General features: G+C 38.0%; 16 protein-coding genes. 8 read left to right on the forward strand and 8 right to left on the reverse strand.

The window, feature by feature from the left end; translation table 11 throughout:
- Window positions 1–6 precede the first annotated feature (6 nt).
- The 4 genes from mgrA to JL102_RS03655 all read left to right on the forward strand — a co-directional run bounded on the left by mgrA (window position 7) and on the right by JL102_RS03655 (window position 3,163).
- Complete coding sequence (mgrA, locus tag JL102_RS03640; RefSeq protein WP_202242615.1) at window positions 7–1,020, forward strand: L-glyceraldehyde 3-phosphate reductase; 1,014 nt, start codon at window positions 7–9, stop codon at window positions 1,018–1,020.
- 48 nt (window positions 1,021–1,068) lie between these two features.
- Complete coding sequence (locus JL102_RS03645; RefSeq protein WP_202242617.1) at window positions 1,069–2,001, forward strand: cation diffusion facilitator family transporter; 933 nt, start codon at window positions 1,069–1,071, stop codon at window positions 1,999–2,001.
- 185 nt (window positions 2,002–2,186) lie between these two features.
- Window positions 2,187–2,558 (forward strand): hypothetical protein, encoded by a 372-nt coding sequence (locus JL102_RS03650; RefSeq protein ID WP_202242618.1) that lies wholly within the window; start codon window positions 2,187–2,189, stop codon window positions 2,556–2,558.
- Between the two features lie 317 nt (window positions 2,559–2,875).
- Window positions 2,876–3,163, forward strand: coding sequence for a hypothetical protein (locus JL102_RS03655; RefSeq protein ID WP_202242620.1), 288 nt, complete (start codon window positions 2,876–2,878; stop codon window positions 3,161–3,163).
- Window positions 3,164–3,180: 17 nt separating this feature from the next.
- On the opposite strand, the gene JL102_RS03660 is transcribed toward JL102_RS03655, so the two are convergent.
- Both JL102_RS03660 and JL102_RS03665 read right to left on the reverse strand, forming a co-directional pair.
- A complete protein-coding gene (locus JL102_RS03660) occupies window positions 3,181–3,939 on the reverse strand; it encodes a TIGR03915 family putative DNA repair protein (RefSeq protein ID WP_202242622.1) in 759 nt (252 codons plus the stop codon).
- Window positions 3,940–3,942: 3 nt separating this feature from the next.
- On the reverse strand, window positions 3,943–5,175 hold the full coding sequence (locus tag JL102_RS03665) for a putative DNA modification/repair radical SAM protein (RefSeq protein WP_202242624.1): 1,233 nt from the start codon (window positions 5,173–5,175) through the stop codon (window positions 3,943–3,945).
- 83 nt (window positions 5,176–5,258) lie between these two features.
- Here JL102_RS03665 and JL102_RS03670 point away from each other — a divergent pair, with 83 nt between their 5' ends.
- Window positions 5,259–6,011: a 7-carboxy-7-deazaguanine synthase QueE gene (locus JL102_RS03670; protein ID WP_202242626.1), complete on the forward strand. Its 753-nt coding sequence runs from the start codon at window positions 5,259–5,261 to the stop codon at window positions 6,009–6,011.
- Here JL102_RS03670 and JL102_RS03675 read toward each other — a convergent pair.
- Window positions 6,008–7,804, reverse strand: coding sequence for an SLC13 family permease (locus JL102_RS03675; RefSeq protein WP_202242628.1), 1,797 nt, complete (start codon window positions 7,802–7,804; stop codon window positions 6,008–6,010). The genes JL102_RS03670 and JL102_RS03675 overlap by 4 nt on opposite strands.
- Complete coding sequence (locus JL102_RS03680; RefSeq protein WP_202242630.1) at window positions 7,804–8,001, reverse strand: DUF202 domain-containing protein; 198 nt, start codon at window positions 7,999–8,001, stop codon at window positions 7,804–7,806. The genes JL102_RS03675 and JL102_RS03680 overlap by 1 nt, the downstream gene beginning before the upstream one ends.
- A gap of 186 nt (window positions 8,002–8,187) precedes the next feature.
- On the opposite strand from JL102_RS03680, the gene JL102_RS03685 reads away from it, so the two are divergent.
- Window positions 8,188–9,078, forward strand: coding sequence for a mechanosensitive ion channel family protein (locus JL102_RS03685; RefSeq protein WP_202242642.1), 891 nt, complete (start codon window positions 8,188–8,190; stop codon window positions 9,076–9,078).
- Window positions 9,079–9,103: 25 nt separating this feature from the next.
- Here the strand turns inward: JL102_RS03685 and JL102_RS03690 are convergent, their stop codons facing one another.
- The 3 genes from JL102_RS03690 to JL102_RS03700 are packed head-to-tail and all read right to left on the reverse strand — an operon-like array spanning window position 9,104 to window position 12,100.
- Window positions 9,104–10,081, reverse strand: coding sequence for a hypothetical protein (locus JL102_RS03690; protein WP_202242644.1), 978 nt, complete (start codon window positions 10,079–10,081; stop codon window positions 9,104–9,106).
- Window positions 10,081–11,427 carry a Na+/H+ antiporter NhaA gene (nhaA, locus tag JL102_RS03695; RefSeq protein WP_202242646.1) on the reverse strand — a complete coding sequence of 449 codons (1,347 nt, stop codon included), beginning with the start codon at window positions 11,425–11,427 and terminating at the stop codon, window positions 10,081–10,083. The genes JL102_RS03690 and nhaA overlap by 1 nt, the downstream gene beginning before the upstream one ends.
- A 19-nt stretch (window positions 11,428–11,446) precedes the next feature.
- The gene (locus tag JL102_RS03700; RefSeq protein WP_202242648.1) at window positions 11,447–12,100 is read right to left on the reverse strand and encodes a c-type cytochrome; all 654 of its coding nucleotides are present in this window, start codon (window positions 12,098–12,100) and stop codon (window positions 11,447–11,449) included.
- Window positions 12,101–12,353: 253 nt separating this feature from the next.
- On the opposite strand from JL102_RS03700, the gene JL102_RS03705 reads away from it, so the two are divergent.
- Together JL102_RS03705 and JL102_RS03710 are read left to right on the forward strand one after the other, a co-directional pair.
- Entirely contained in the window at window positions 12,354–13,307 is a 954-nt protein-coding gene (locus JL102_RS03705; RefSeq protein ID WP_202242650.1) for a CHAD domain-containing protein, read from the forward strand.
- A gap of 90 nt (window positions 13,308–13,397) precedes the next feature.
- Window positions 13,398–13,550 (forward strand): hypothetical protein, encoded by a 153-nt coding sequence (locus tag JL102_RS03710; RefSeq protein WP_202242652.1) that lies wholly within the window; start codon window positions 13,398–13,400, stop codon window positions 13,548–13,550.
- 54 nt (window positions 13,551–13,604) lie between these two features.
- Here the strand turns inward: JL102_RS03710 and JL102_RS03715 are convergent, their stop codons facing one another.
- Window positions 13,605–15,563, reverse strand: a complete 1,959-nt coding sequence (locus tag JL102_RS03715; RefSeq protein WP_202242654.1) for an aconitate hydratase — start codon at window positions 15,561–15,563, stop codon at window positions 13,605–13,607.
- Window positions 15,564–15,644 lie beyond the last annotated feature (81 nt).

Here is a 15,644-nt window from a genome sequence, read left to right on the forward strand (position 1 = left end):
AAGTTTATGCATATTAACGACAAAACCAACAATAAACCTTACCTGCCATCAACTGAAAGGTATGACCACATGAGCTACAACCGCTGCGGCAAAAGTGGTGTATTGCTTCCTTCTATATCATTAGGGTTATGGCACAACTTTGGGTTTGTAGACAACCTTGAGAATGGTCGTAATATGCTTAAAACAGCATTTGATTTGGGCATTACTCATTTCGATCTTGCTAATAACTATGGACCTCCCTACGGCTCTGCAGAAACCAATTTTGGCACAATTCTAAAAAAAGATTTTTCTTCTTTGAGAGACGAGATGTTTATATCTACCAAAGCGGGTTACGATATGTGGCCTGGACCTTACGGCAATTTTGGCAGCAGAAAATACCTGATATCCAGCATTGATCAAAGCTTAAAAAGAATGAACCTGGATTATGTGGATTTATATTATCACCACAGACCTGATCCGGAAACTCCATTGGAAGAAACCATGCTGGCTTTAGCCGATATAGTGAGACAAGGAAAGGCCTTATATGTAGGCATATCTAATTATGAACACAAGCAAACAGCTGAAGCGGCTAAAATATTAAAAGAGCTAAAAGTGCCTTTTATAATTCATCAGGCCAAATATTCTATTTTAAATCGCTGGGTAGAAGATCATCTTTTAGATACGCTGGAAGACCATAATCTGGGATGTATTGCATTTTCACCGTTGTCTCAGGGCATGCTTACTGATAAGTATCTGAAAGAAATACCCAAAGATTCCAGAGCTGCCAAAAATTTCACTTATCTTGATTCTGAAGTGGTAAAAGAAAACCTGCAAAAGGTGAAGCCGCTAGCAGAGTTAGCCCATCAGAGAGGGCAAAAACTATCTCAAATGGCCATAGCCTGGTTGCTCACCCGAAAGCAGGTGGCCTCTGTACTCATCGGCGCCAGCTCTCCTGAGCAACTCAAAGAAAACGTGTTAGCACTTGAGCAGCCCAGCTTTACGGAAGAAGAACTACAGTTAATTGATAAATATTCGCTTTAGACGTATTTAAGTATATTCTATCATAGAATAACTAATAGAAACAAAAACATGGCAAAGAGGGATCATCAGGGCAAGATTAAAAATAAAAAAGCCCTGAAAACCACACTTATTGGTATTATCATCAGTGCAGCTTTAGCTATTATTAAAGCACTAGGTGGTATTTTGGGTAATTCTTACGCGCTAATAGCAGATGCTATAGAATCTACCACTGATGTATTCACCTCTGCCATGATGTGGGTTGGTTTAAAATGGTCTTCTAAACCTCCAGATGAAAATCATCCTTATGGACATGGCAAGGCAGAAGCACTGATATCTGTAGGAATAGGCATAGCACTTACATTTGCCGCCTATCTTATTGTAAAAGACAGTATATACCACATTATTGAACCTCATAAAACACCTGCGCCTTATACTTTAGTAATTTTGGTAGTAGTTATTGTCACTAAAGAGCTTCTATATCGCTTTGTTTTAAAAACAGGAGACGAAATAGAAAGTGGTGCAGTGAAGGCAGATGCTTTTCATCACCGCAGCGATGCCATTACCTCCGCTGCAGCATTTATAGGTATTTCAATAGCCATAATTGGTGGAAAAGGTTATGAAAAAGCCGATGATTATGCCGCTTTATTCGCTGCTATTTTCATCCTCATTAATGTATACCACATCATAAGACCCGCGATAGGCGAACTACTTGATGAATCTATGAATCCTGAGTTGAATAAACAGATCATAGATATCACCGAAGGTGTTCAAGGCGTGATTAAGGTAGAAAAATGCAACCTCAGAAAAATGGGACTTATGTACCATGTAGACCTTCATATATGGGTAAACTGTCATATTAGCGTGAGAGATGGGCACCAAATTGCCCACAATGTAAAAGATGCAGTGCAGCATGATTTACCGCAAGTTTTAGAAGCAATGATACATGTAGAGCCTGCCAAGGAAAATGGCCATCCAATCACAATTACAACTCAGAATAATTAAAAACACGGCTGCCACATCTCTGAAATGAGGATCTAGGTGGCCTTTTTATTCCACTAATCGTGTAATTTCTCCACACTTTTAAAGTTAAATCTTACGCTTAATCCCGTTTTTCGAGCAATTCATCGACAAATATTACATTTGGCATAATAATTCTATAGGAGTGTAGAAACCTAATAAGCATGACTATGGAAAAATCAGAATTGCTATTCACAATAAATGAAACCGTAAGTGCGAGCGAAGCCCTAGCTACTCTTAGTTCTAACCAATGTAAATATATGGACTGTCTGGGCGACACTATAGATTGTGCAGATGCTGGAATGATGCTAATCATGAAACTATCTGACAATAAAATACCAAGAACAATGATTAAACAATTCAGTCAAATTTGCACTGATTTGGCTAAAAAATGTGATAAGTATGAAGGATCGGAAGTCAATAATACTAAAAACCTTTGTTTAAAAAGTGTGAGTGCCTGCAAGCTCTACCTGGAAGAAGAAATACACCCTGACCACTATTTTCTATCACCACTTTCCTCTACTCCATTAATGACCGCATAAGCCGTCTGACAAACTAACCTACACCTTTAATAAGTGACCATCATAAACTTAACCACATTTATGATTTTCACAAGCTCGATTAATAAGGGTGATCATTTTTCATGATCACCCTTTAATCGAATAAAACCGTGATAAGGCCCCAAGCTATGACAATTTTAAAATTGTTGACCTAATTTCTCAACTTTCATCACCCTTTGCATGTTTGAATTTAGTATATTAAGAAAGTCTCTTTTGTAATTTCTAAAGGGATCAATTAAGTAAACGATTTTAGAAAAAGCCACTTATTTCTAAATGAGTTTTAACTAAATAAAAACGCTATGAGTAAACAGAAAGAAGAAGCTTTTCAGCAAATCACAGAATATGCCAGGAAGCTTAAAAACCAATCTCTGGACTTAAGGTCGAAATTAACCTCCCTGGTACTATATGCAGAAGAGGTTGATGATTTGAGTCAAGAAGAAAAAAATTGCGTATTGAGCATTTGTGAAATCATAGCTAAAAAGAACAATGAGCTTATTTTCACAGAAGAAAAACTAGAAGACGTTATACAACAATTAGGTAAAGGAGAAAGCGTTAATACGCACAATTACTCTCACTTTAATAGTTAATTTTATAAAAGGAAGAGTTATACCTTCTCTGGCAAATAGCGCCAATAGCGTCTGGGCACGTGCTTTAAATGTAGCTTTATATTGGCTCTTTCTTCTATGGACGTAGCCTTAAAATAACTCTTCCACCACAACTCAAATTCCTTTTCCTCTTCGGCTAGCACTAACCTGCTCACCTTATTACGCCCTTGCCACTGTGCATTTTCTAGCTTAACCTCCACTACCTCGCTCAAATCATAATAAATACCATATTGCCTCTTGGTATCATAAATAAACCATTGTTGGCTCTTGTATCTTTCTTTAAAATGGGGAGCCAATAACGTAACCACATCAAAATCAGGGGCTATAGTGGCGGCATAAACCCCATCTCGCGTTTTTTGAAACCGGACGAACGCATGCATACGATGTATCTCTCTATTAATCTTCTTTACCACCTGAGATACTTCTAACACATCAGAATCAGAAAAATCATTTTCTATATTTCTCTTAGACTTTATTGCATAAGAAATATATCGAAACAGCATCATCTCTATGCCTACCTGCTCTGATAGCCAACATTTATATATGCCATGAACACCATGTAAAGAAAGCTTCTTTTTAATACCTGAGAGCACTCTTCCGGCCTTGTGACCATCAGTAATTATAGTCCTTTTTTCAGCAAATAAGCTGGGTTGATGATTTCTTTCTCTGCAAATATCCGCAGGCTGAATTTTCAGATCATATATATCAAAAATGACTGTAAGAAATCCATCAAAACTATCGTCGTAAATGTAGATCACGGCTCAAAAAAGGGTTAATTGATTTCTCTTCTCACGAGCCGCTAAGGCTATTTTAATCTTATCAGGATCACTAGCCACTTCATTGAGAGGTCTTCCTGATACTTCAATAAAATATTGAGCTCTATTCATAGCCACCCCTATCTTCTTCAAGTGCTCATAGCCCAGCCTACTAAACCTTCTGGCTTTTATAATCATATTTACTGACTTCACCCCTACACCTGGTATTCGGAGCAGCATTTCTCTATCTGCCATATTTATATTTACAGGAAAAAGATGCATATTTCTTAAGGCATAGCTCATCTTAGGGTCCATGGTAAGATCAAGTTGCTGGTGCTGCTCATTAACAATTTCATTAACCTCGAAACCATAATACCTCATCAACCAGTCTGCCTGATAAAGTCGGTTTTCTCTAATCAATGGTGGCGTTTTAAGAGCCGGTAAGCGGTTATCATCACTTATGGGAATGTAGCCAGAGTAATAAACTCTTCTCAGTTTCTGATCAGAATATAAATTATTAGCCAAGTGTAAAACATCAAAGTCAGTTTCTGGGCTGGCACCTATCACCAGCTGCGTGCTCTGACCTCCCGGAGCAAAACGTGGCGCATATTTAAACTTTCTTTTTTCATCGTTATACAAACTGATACGGTTAGTAAGGTAATTCATAGGTTTGTACACCGAAGAATGATTCTTCTCAGGAGCTATCTTCTTCAATGACCTTTCACTTGGGATTTCCAGATTAACACTGAGCCTATCAGCATATAGCCCAGCCTCTTCCATAACCTCTTCACTACAGCCGGGAATTATTTTCAGATGAATATAACCGTTAAAATTATGCTCTGTTCTTAGCAATTTAGCTATTCTAATTAACCTTTCATTAGTATAATCAGCATTTTTAAAAATGCCAGAACTGAGAAAAAGGCCTTCAATATAATTCCTCTTATAAAAATTAATTGTCAGGTCTACTACCTCCTTTACAGTAAAAGCAGCGCGTGGCACATCATTACTTTTACGACTCACACAGTAAGCACAATCATAAATACAATAATTGGTAAGCAAGAGCTTCAATAGAGAAACACATCGTCCGTCTTCTGTATAACTATGACAAATACCCATTTGCGAGGTATTCCCGAGGCCATTGTTGGTATTTTTCCTATTACTCCCACTGGAAGCACAGCTCACATCATACTTGGCAGCATCGGCTAGTATTTGAAGTTTTTCATTAATGGAGAGTTTCATTAAATCAAAATTACTAATATAATTAGTAATTACTATAATAATTAACGGGTATTTTTAATAGAATAACAGTTAACTTTGCTCCTATGAAATTGGCCAAACTCAACGGGAAAGCAGAAATATTTTATAGCATACAAGGAGAAGGGAAGAACATAGGAAAGCCAAGCATTTTTGTAAGAACTTCGCTTTGTAACCTTCATTGCCGCTGGTGCGATACTGATTATACTTGGAACTGGGAAGGAACCCCTTTCTCACATGACTATGATAGTTTGCCCGGATATAAAAAATACAGTAAATCGGAGTATATCGAGGAGCTAAATATCTCCGAAATTACTTCTATTCTTAAAGAAATTCCTTGTAAGAATTTGGTGCTTACTGGAGGAGAGCCCCTTTTACAGCAAACAGAACTGAGTGAATTAATGGCCGCTCTAAGAAAAGTGGACTCAGGGTACTGGTTTGAAACCGAAACCAATGGAACCATTACTCCTCATGAGGAATTTGACAGGCTTATTAATCAGTATAATGTATCTCCAAAACTAGCTAACTCTAATAACCCTCAAAAGATAAGAGAAAAAGAGGATGTTTACCGCTTCTTTAGCAGTAATGAAAAAGCCGTTTTTAAGTTTGTAATTGCTACAAGTAAAGATTTAGAAGAAGTAAAAAGGCTGATCTCTGACCACAACATTGATACTCAAAAAGTATACTTAATGCCAGAGGGAACCACACAGGAAAAGCTCAATGCTAAACAGCAATGGCTTATAGAAGAATGTAAAGCATTGGGCACTAACTATACTGACCGGCTTCACATTCATATCTATGGTAATAAAAGAGGCGTTTAATAATCAAACAAAATAGGGATGAGGAATGTGACCACGCCCCAAAACAGCAAGCACAAGATCCCACCTACCTTTACAAAATCCGAAAACTTATAATCTCCCGGTCCGTAAATCATAGCATTAGTCTGGTAGCCTACCGGCGTAAGAAAACTAGTGTTAGCTCCAAAAAGAATGGCTATTATTAATGGTTCGGGAGGCATAGAAACACTTGCCGCCACTTTAATAGCTATGGGCACCAGTAACACTGCTGTAGCCTGATTAGAAACTATACCGGTAAAAAGAACCGTAAAAAGAAATAATATGGAAATAACAAAACGAGGGTTTGTACCCCAAGCCAGATGTGTGATCAAATCGGCCACTAACTGATCAGCTCCTGTTTTAGACATAGCTGTACCAAGAGGAATAAGACCAGCTAAAAGAAAGAAAACCTTCCATTCTACATTTTCATAGGCCTTTTTAAAAGATATGCATTGGGTAAAAACCATGGCAATAACTCCTAGCCAAGCACTGATTAATATGGGTAGAATATTACTGACCGCTAGCAATATTATACCCATCAGTATGAAAACTGACATAACCAGCTTATCCCTCCGATACAGATGTTTTTCAATACTCTCTCTAGCCATTCTCTGTATGGTTACCCAATCTTGGTGAGAATACAAGCTATCTTCATAGTCCATAGCAGCCTCCATCAGCAATATATCTCCTGATTTAAGCTTATGATCCATCATTTTCTGATGACTAATAAAACCACTTCTGCGTACCGCCAGAGGCACTGCCTTATAGTATCTTAAAAAACTTATATCTTTAATCTTCTGATCAAGCAAGTTAGAGTTTGGGGTGATTAAAGCTTCAAACCATAATGTTTGCTTCTCGTCTTCCTCCTCACCTTCCAGTCTTTTATGACTCCTGATCACCAGACCTTTGTCTTGATCTAACCTTAAAATCTCATGAATGTTAGTTTTGATAACTAAAACATCTCCTTCTTTTATTTTATCTACTTGTAAGGTAGGCAAAGTAGCATTCTCCCTGATAATTCTAAGGATGTCGAAATTTTCAGTATCTGATAATTTAAGGGCATCGGCAAGTGGTTTTCCTATAAGATTAGAACCTGGCACTATTTCTACTTCCGTAAGGTAATTTTTAACTTCTAACTCACCATCTATCAACTGCATCTTCTCTCTTTTTTTTCTTAGCATAAACCTGCCAACAAAGAGCATGTATATCATCAATACCACGAATAGAGCTACCCCCATTAAAGTAAGATCGAAGATTCGGAACCTCTCCAATCCATATCCCTGGCTAATTGAGTTAATCAAGAGGTTAGTAGAAGTACCTATCATGGTAGATGCTCCTCCTACCATGGCGGCAAAAGATAGGGGCATTAATAGCAGGCCAATATTCAGATTAGAACTTTTAGCTATTTTATAGGCTACTGGTATAAAAACTGCTACTACCGCAGTAGTATTTATAAAAGCAGATGCTACTGCTGCTGTAACCATCAAGACTATTAGAGCCCACCACTCTTTATTACCCGTAATCTTAATAATCCGATACCCCAGAGCATCTACAGCTCCTGTATTTTTGAGTCCTTCGCTGATAATAAGTAGAGCCAATACGGTAAGTGTAGCGCCATTACTAAAGCCCGAGGTGCCTTCTTCTACTGTTAGAATACCGGTAACCATCAAGCCCACCATTACCAGCATAGAGGTCACATCTACCGCCACCCAACCAGTAACAAATAGCACTAATGCTATCCCCAGGATAACAAATAGCATAATAATTTCTATACTCACTATTTACGAAGTATCTTTTTCTGAAATCTGAAATAACGCAAAGTACCATAAATAGCAAGCCCCAGACCTGCTAGTAGAACTACTACAGAAAGTACAGTAAACAGTACTGATACATAAAATTTAAAAATAAAGGCACTAATACCCAATAAAGCCAGAGCCGCCCGATAGTATGACATCAGCGTTCTCTCATTTGCCATTTGAGTTCTAATTCGTGCAAAATAATGCCTGTGATCCCTCATTTCCTTTGGTAACAATCTGGTTCGACTTCAATGCTTATTTAAAAATTGCTATTATGAAAACACATTTAGTCAAACTCTGTTGAAAATTTGCTGTTAAATTATTTTATTATATTTCATTAAACCTATAACCTATATCAACGTCATATGTTCAGTCAGATTTCCGATGCATCTAAATTAGTGGTAAGCAAACTGGAGGGGTGGTTAGATAAGCTAATAATCATGCTACCTAACCTGGTAATTGCCATTTTAGTAGTAGCTTCATTCTACCTTTTATCCAAACTGGTAGATCGCATACTCAGACAAATCCTTCATAAACTGATGCAGAATGAGTCTGTGGTCAAACTGATATTATCCATTACTTCATTTCTAATTGTATTAATAGGTCTTACAGTAGCATTAGGCGTTCTTAAACTAGACAAAACCGTCACTTCCATGCTGGCAGGTATAGGAGTATTAGGCCTGGCTCTGGGTTTTGCTTTTCAGGATGCCGCTGCCAATCTCATATCTGGGGTAATTATGGCGGTGCAAAGCCCCATCAATGTGGGAGACATTATTGAATCTAACGATACTTTCGGTGCTGTGAAAAGCATTGGTCTTCGCGCCACTACTATTTATGACCCTCAAGGACAAGACGTGGTAATTCCTAATCGCCTCATTTTTCAAAACCTCTATCGCCATTATACCATAAACGGACAAAGAAGGATTGATTTAAGCTGCGGCATTTCTTATGGAGATGATCTGGACAAGGTAGAAAAGGTGAGCATAGAAGCCATCAAAAAAATCACTTCTTTACAACCAGGCAGAGATGTTGAGTTCTTCTACAAAGAATTCGGAGACAGCTCTATTAATTTTGTAATCAGATATTGGGTAGACTTCCGGAGGCAACCGGATTATCTTAAGGCACAAAGTGAGGGAATAAAAAACCTCAAAAAGGCCTTTGATCAAAACGACATTACTATTCCGTTCCCTATCAGAACGCTAGATTTTGGCATAAAAGGAGGAGAAAAGCTATCCCAAGTTTTGAATAAAGAATAGACCTTTCTCCAGCCATTAATTTTATTTATTTTTTCAGATACTTGCTAAAATCTTTAAAGTTAATAGGATTAGAAGCTATGCCAATCTGAAATACATCCAGGGTACGTCTAAAATTGACATTGTAATAATCTTGTCCGTGGTAATATTTAGCAAAAAAGGATATTTCCGCTAACCATTCAGGATAATAGAAATACGTAACTTCTGATATAAGTCTCTTAGAAACATCTGCTGGAGAGTAACCTCCCATATTCCCAAAAATCCAACCGGCATGCATTCTAAATCGAGACCTAGAAAAGAAGTTATCATTGCGTTTACCCAAGGGTATCCTATAAATATTATACGTACCAAAAAAACGATAAACACCATAGAGATCATTCACTTCAGGCACGTACCATTTAGAAGGATAAAATCTAAAGGCTAATTTTAGGTTACTAATATAATCAATATCATCCCTTTTCCTGTTTTTAAACGTAGATATGCCCGCTTCCAAATATTCTACAGAGAAATTACCGGCTTTAAGATCAATTTCATCGGTAGCATTCCCTAAGCTATCTTCTTTATAAAAGGGATCATTTTGGCCATTAGAATGATGGCCTGCAGACACCTCCCAATAAGCGTGATCAAAAAGCACCCTACTCATAAAAGAGTTATCCCACTCAGGCATCTCCCTATAATAAGTGAAAACAGGATTATAAGAAGGGGTATAAATAGGAAAAGAATAATCATCATGAATTCTCAATGTTAGGTTGAGATTAAGCTCTAAGGCCCAGTTTCGAGCATTTTTTTTCACGAAGTAACTACCAGAAAACCTTGCCTCCGTGATTAAAGGTGGTAAATTTCCTAACCCTTGAAAAAGTGTTAGATAGGTAAGCTTTCTATCTGCATAGATCAACGGTAAGAATACTGTTTCTTCCTCTTGCTTAGCTGTATCTGCAATAATTGATTCCTGCCCTCTTGCGGCCAGCGAAGATACCAGCAGAGCCATTAATAAAATTTTCTTCATTATACGTTTTCCTTGTTCTCAGTATTCTTTTTAAGTGATAGAGCCAATATGATAAGCCCTAAAATAGCGGCTAGAAATGAAGCAATTAGAATGGATATTTTGGCTACCTCTATTATTTCACCATCATCAAAAGCCAAATTTGTAATAAATAAAGACATAGTAAAGCCAATACCTGCCAACATAGCGGTGCCAGCCATAGCTCCCCAATTGGCCCCTTTTGGCAACTGCCCTAAACCAAGTTTAACGGCCAGCCAGGAAAATAAGAATACTCCCATTAGCTTACCTACCACGAGACCAATCATAATACCATGACCTGTATCACTTGTAAACACATCAGTCCACCCTGACTCGAAGGCCACACCTGCATTAGACAAAGCAAATAATGGTATAATAAAAAAGGCATTAAATCCACTTAAACTATTCTCCAACCGTAAAAGAGGTGAGCGAGTAGCGATAGTGTAGTCTCTAATTTCATGAACTATATCCAGTTGTCTTTTATCTTTCAATGCACTTTTATGATCCAAATCTGTCTCATTCAACTCATCTAGTTTCTCCTTCGTTTTCTTTTTAAAGGTCTTAGTCCCCATCTTCACCTTAACAGGTATTGCTAACGCCAGTAGCACTCCCGCTATAGTAGCATGCACGCCGCTCATGAGAAATGCAACCCAAAGCACAATACCCAGAATAAGATAAATGCCTATATTTCGAACGCCTAAAAAATTTAGGGCAAAAAGCACTACCATTACTCCACCTCCAATACCCAGGCTTATCCATGATATATCAGAGCTGTAAAATAAGGCTATCACCAATATGGCACCTATGTCGTCCACTATGGCTAGAGCCGTAAGGAAAATCTTAAGTGCTGGAGGCACTCTTTTACCTAAAAGAGCTATAATACCCAAGGTATACGCTATATCTGTAGCCATGGGCACTCCCCAGCCATTAATATGATCACCTCCTGCATTAAAAAACACATATATTAAAGCGGGCACTGCCATACCACCAATAGCGGCCATTACTGGCACAGTGGCATTTTTAAAATTGGCCAGCTCCCCTACCAAAAATTCGCGCTTCAGCTCCAGACCTACCACAAAGAAAAAGATCACCATGAGACCATCGTTTATCCAATGGTGTAGTGATCTGTTTATACCAAATTCCTGACTAGCAATAACATACTTTTCCTCCCAAAAATGCTCGAAAGCTTCCGCCCATGAACTATTCATAATACCCACAGCTATCAGAGTGGCTAATATGAGCAAAAGCCCTCCTACGGTCTCTCTATCTGCAAAATTTTTAGCTGTAGATTTAACATAATCCACAGGGGTAGTCCCCACATGTTCTTTCATATTTTAATTTTAGTTATGTTTAGTTTGAAGTCTTTTTCCAAATAGAAAACATCAGATATAGGCCTGCGGCAACAGTAAGTATAATTACCATTAGGATTCCGATCTTAAATCCAGTAAGCTTAGATTCTTCATATTCTTCATATCCCTTTCTATCCTCCTGCTCTTCTTCCGTAAGCTTTTTATTTAAATTAGCCTCATGCTTGTCTATTTCAGTGGCATTAGTAGCACCACTGTTCACCCCAGATACACGGTTAGGAGCTGAAGATTCTTGCCTGATATAGGCCAAAATATCAAGTATCTCCTCATCTGATAAATACCTAAAATCTGGCATCACTGTATGGCTGTAGCTGTTATACAAGTATTGTGCATACTCATCTCCATTACCTATCACAGTTTGAGAACTCTTTATAAAATCTAGCAACCAAGGCAGTGGTCTACGATCTGTAACACTACTCAAAGATGGCCCGGTTTTCTGCTTACAAAACTCATGGCATTCAGCGCATTGATTACTAAATAGCTTTTGACCGTGGAGTACAGACTCATGATCTGTAGGAATATTAGCATCACTCTGAGCCTTATAGTAATTTATGGTTTCAGGCACCTTCGCTTTCTGAGCAGTCGCATTAATAGTTAAAGCCAATAATATTATTACTATTACACATCTACAGTTCATCTCCTCTTCAGTTTACTTATTCATTTAGTAAGTATTATGAATAAATTTTATGCCATTACATCTATGAGAGCCCAAGGCATTATTACCTCTAATTCTACTTTTTAAGTGTGAATAATAGTACACTTTACGTGTATATGCTTACCCAAGAAATTCAACATAAACAGATAATATCCTAACTATTGAGTGGATCAATATTTGATCCTATTAAAGCTTAAGATTTAGGTTTAAACTCAACATCACAGAAAAAATATACATGAGACTGAAGATTTCAGATACTGAAAATTTTACCATGGGGATAAAACACCTCATTAATGAAGAGTTGACATCATCTTACGAAGCTATCGAAAAAGTGACTACGGAAACCCGACACGAAACAATTCATAGTTTACGCAAATCTTTCAAAAGGATAAGGGCGATACTCCGGCTCATTAGAGAAAAAATCGGTAAGCAAGAGTACAAAAAGCAAAACACCTTCTATCGTGACCTTGGGAGGCAAATATCTGACCTACGAGATTCTACTTCGATTATTGAAGTACTTGATGATCTAAGAATTAAGCATAAAAAAGAACTAGAGACAGATGCCTTTGAACTTCCTCTAGAATCCCTAACTTATTATAGAAGACAGGCTACAAAAAAGCAGCTTGACCAAGAAGATAAATTAAGTTTTATTCAGAGTGCTTTGTATGATAAACTCATCGCTAGTGAAGAATGGATTCCTGAAATTGAGTCATTCACTGACCTTTCTCCTAGCTTACGTAGGGTGTACAAGCGAGGAAAAGAAGGATTAGCTAAATCAATAGAGAGTAAATCTCCTCAAGATTTTCATGAATGGAGAAAAAGAGCAAAATATCTAAGGTTCGAAATGGAAGTTCTCAATAGAATATGGCCAAAGCCAATGAAAGCTTTTGCCAAAGAACTACATGACATTACAGATTATCTGGGTACGGACCATGACCTATACTTACTCACAGAAAAGATAAACAACTCCGACGTACAATTTAAGAGCACTACTGAAAAAAGCATTTTAATGGCTCTTATAGAACATCAAAGGCAACAGTTGCAGGAATACAGCATATTGAAGGGTAAAAAATTCTACAACTTCCATAGCGATCAATTCATTCAATTACTTGAAAACGCATGGAACCTTCATCAAAAAAGAAAAAAGAAGGATAGCCTGCTCAAACAGGTAGTTTTGATCCATCAATAATATTTAATGAAAAATGCAGCACTCTAATGGTATGATTTTCGTTTATATAGTATTGGAATTCAATAGAGATAACTTTTAAATATAAAGACTATGATCATAGACATTAGAAATCACTTCAGAAAAATACCTCAAGCTTCTAAATATTTATCTACAAAGGAGATTGAAGAAAGATTAGACAAGGTATTAACCTATATGAAAATGGAAATTGCTGCCAGAAAAATCGCATTAGAAAAGTCCAAGTAAGAGATTCTCATCTCTTACTTGGACTTTTAATTTCTATGAGTGAACGCTACTACTTTACAAATTACTCTTCAGAAAATTAATTACGCCGCCCTTTAAAATAACATCTTGCTGTCTAGAACTGATATTATAAGTCAGTTCTATTTCTTTATTCTTGGTTTCATTTTTGGCTACTACAGGTTTATTATTTTTTATTGCCTCCCTTAAGCCTTCTATTACTATTACATCGTTTTCTTCAATACTGTCATAATCAGAAGGATTTTTAAACTCAAAAGGTACTATTCCGAAGTTAATAAGATTTTGCCAGCCAATTCTAGCATAACTCTTAGCTATTACGGCTTTCTGGCCTAAAAATCTTGGAGCAAGCGCAGCATGCTCTCTGCTAGATCCTTGGGCATAGTTCTCTCCTCCTATCACAATATGTCCCGTATATTTCTCTTTAGCCTTAATAGATTTTTCATGAAACTGCTTATCCACTACCTGATAGGCATATTTGCTAATCTCAGGTATATTACTTCTCAATGGCAGCACCTCGGTACCTGCCTTAAGAATTTCATCAGTAGAAATATTATCACCCATTTTTAGAATCACCGGCACCTTTACTTTATCTTCTAATTGAGGAAACTCAGGGATTGACTTTATATTTGGCCCTTTAGTCAGCTCCACTTTTTCACCTTCTTGAGCAGGGGGAATCAGCATTTGTGTATTAATTATTACCTCCTTAGCTTCTTGATAACTCGGATAATTCATAGCATATTTCTTAGCCAGATCTCTCGGATCGGTAATCTCTCCTGTAAGCGCAGCGGCCGCGGCTGTTTCCGGGCTACAGAGGTAGACCTGATCATCATCAGTGCCAGAGCGGCCAGGAAAATTGCGTGGCATAGTACGCAGGCTTATCTTACCAGATGCAGGTGCCTGCCCCATACCTATACAACCCATACAACCGGTTTGATGAAAGCGAGCTCCAGACTGTATTAAATTAGCTAATGCACCTTTTGCCGTTAGGTTTTGAATAACCTGTCTGGTAGATGGGTTAATATCTAAAGATAATTCAGGGTTTACCTCTTTATCTTTAATGATTTCACTCACCACCCAAAAATCTCGGAAACCAGGGTTAGCAGAACTACCTATTACGACCTGAGAAACCGGCTTACCAGCCACTTCACTTACTGGCACTACCTTACCCGGACTACTAGGGCAAGCTATTAAAGGCACCAACTCTGAAAGGTTAATTTCATCAGCAGCATCATAAGTAGCTCCTTCATCGGCTTTAAGCTCTTGCCACTGATCTCCTCTTCCTTCAGACTCCATGAAAAATTTAGTTCTTTCATCAGAAGGAAAGACCGTGGCGGTAGCACCAAGCTCCGTACCCATATTAGCAATCACATGCCTGTCCCAAGCACTGAGTTCCTTCACTCCGGGGCCATAATATTCAAGTATAAAGTCTCTACCTCCTTTAACATCGTAGCGCCTGAGCATCTCTAACACCACATCTTTAGCACTAACCCATTCAGGTAGGCTACCAGTGAGTTTTATACCCATTATTTTGGGCATTTTCACATAATAAGGTTTTCCTACTGCAGCCAGTGCCACATCTAACCCTCCTGTACCTATGGCTAACATGCCCAGACCTCCACCGGCACAAGTATGGCTATCTGAACCTAATAAGCTCTTACCAGGCACACCGAATCTTTCCATATGCACGGCATGGCTTATTCCATTACCTGGCCTGCTATACCAATAGCCAAACTTTTTGGCGGCTGATTGCAAAAACAGGTGATCATCAGCATTTTTAAAGTCAGTCTGCAATAGGTTATGATCTACATACTGCACGGCCACTTCTGCCTGAGTATCTACCGAGCCTATGGCCTCTAACTCCAGCATTACCAGGGTACCTGTAGCATCTTGCTGGAGAACATGGTCAATTTTTAAACCTATTTCTTTACCGGGAGTCATGGCTCCGCTTATAAGGTGAGATTTTATCAGCTTGTGCGCTGCACTAAGAGGTTGGTCCATAATTTATAGTAGTTTAGATTCATTACTACTATAAAAGCAAACAGGCTGAAAAATTGTTTTCAGCCTGTCTTATTTATAATA

The organism is Fulvivirga sediminis (assembly GCF_016757215.1).
GTDB classification, from domain to species: domain Bacteria; phylum Bacteroidota; class Bacteroidia; order Cytophagales; family Cyclobacteriaceae; genus Fulvivirga; species Fulvivirga sediminis.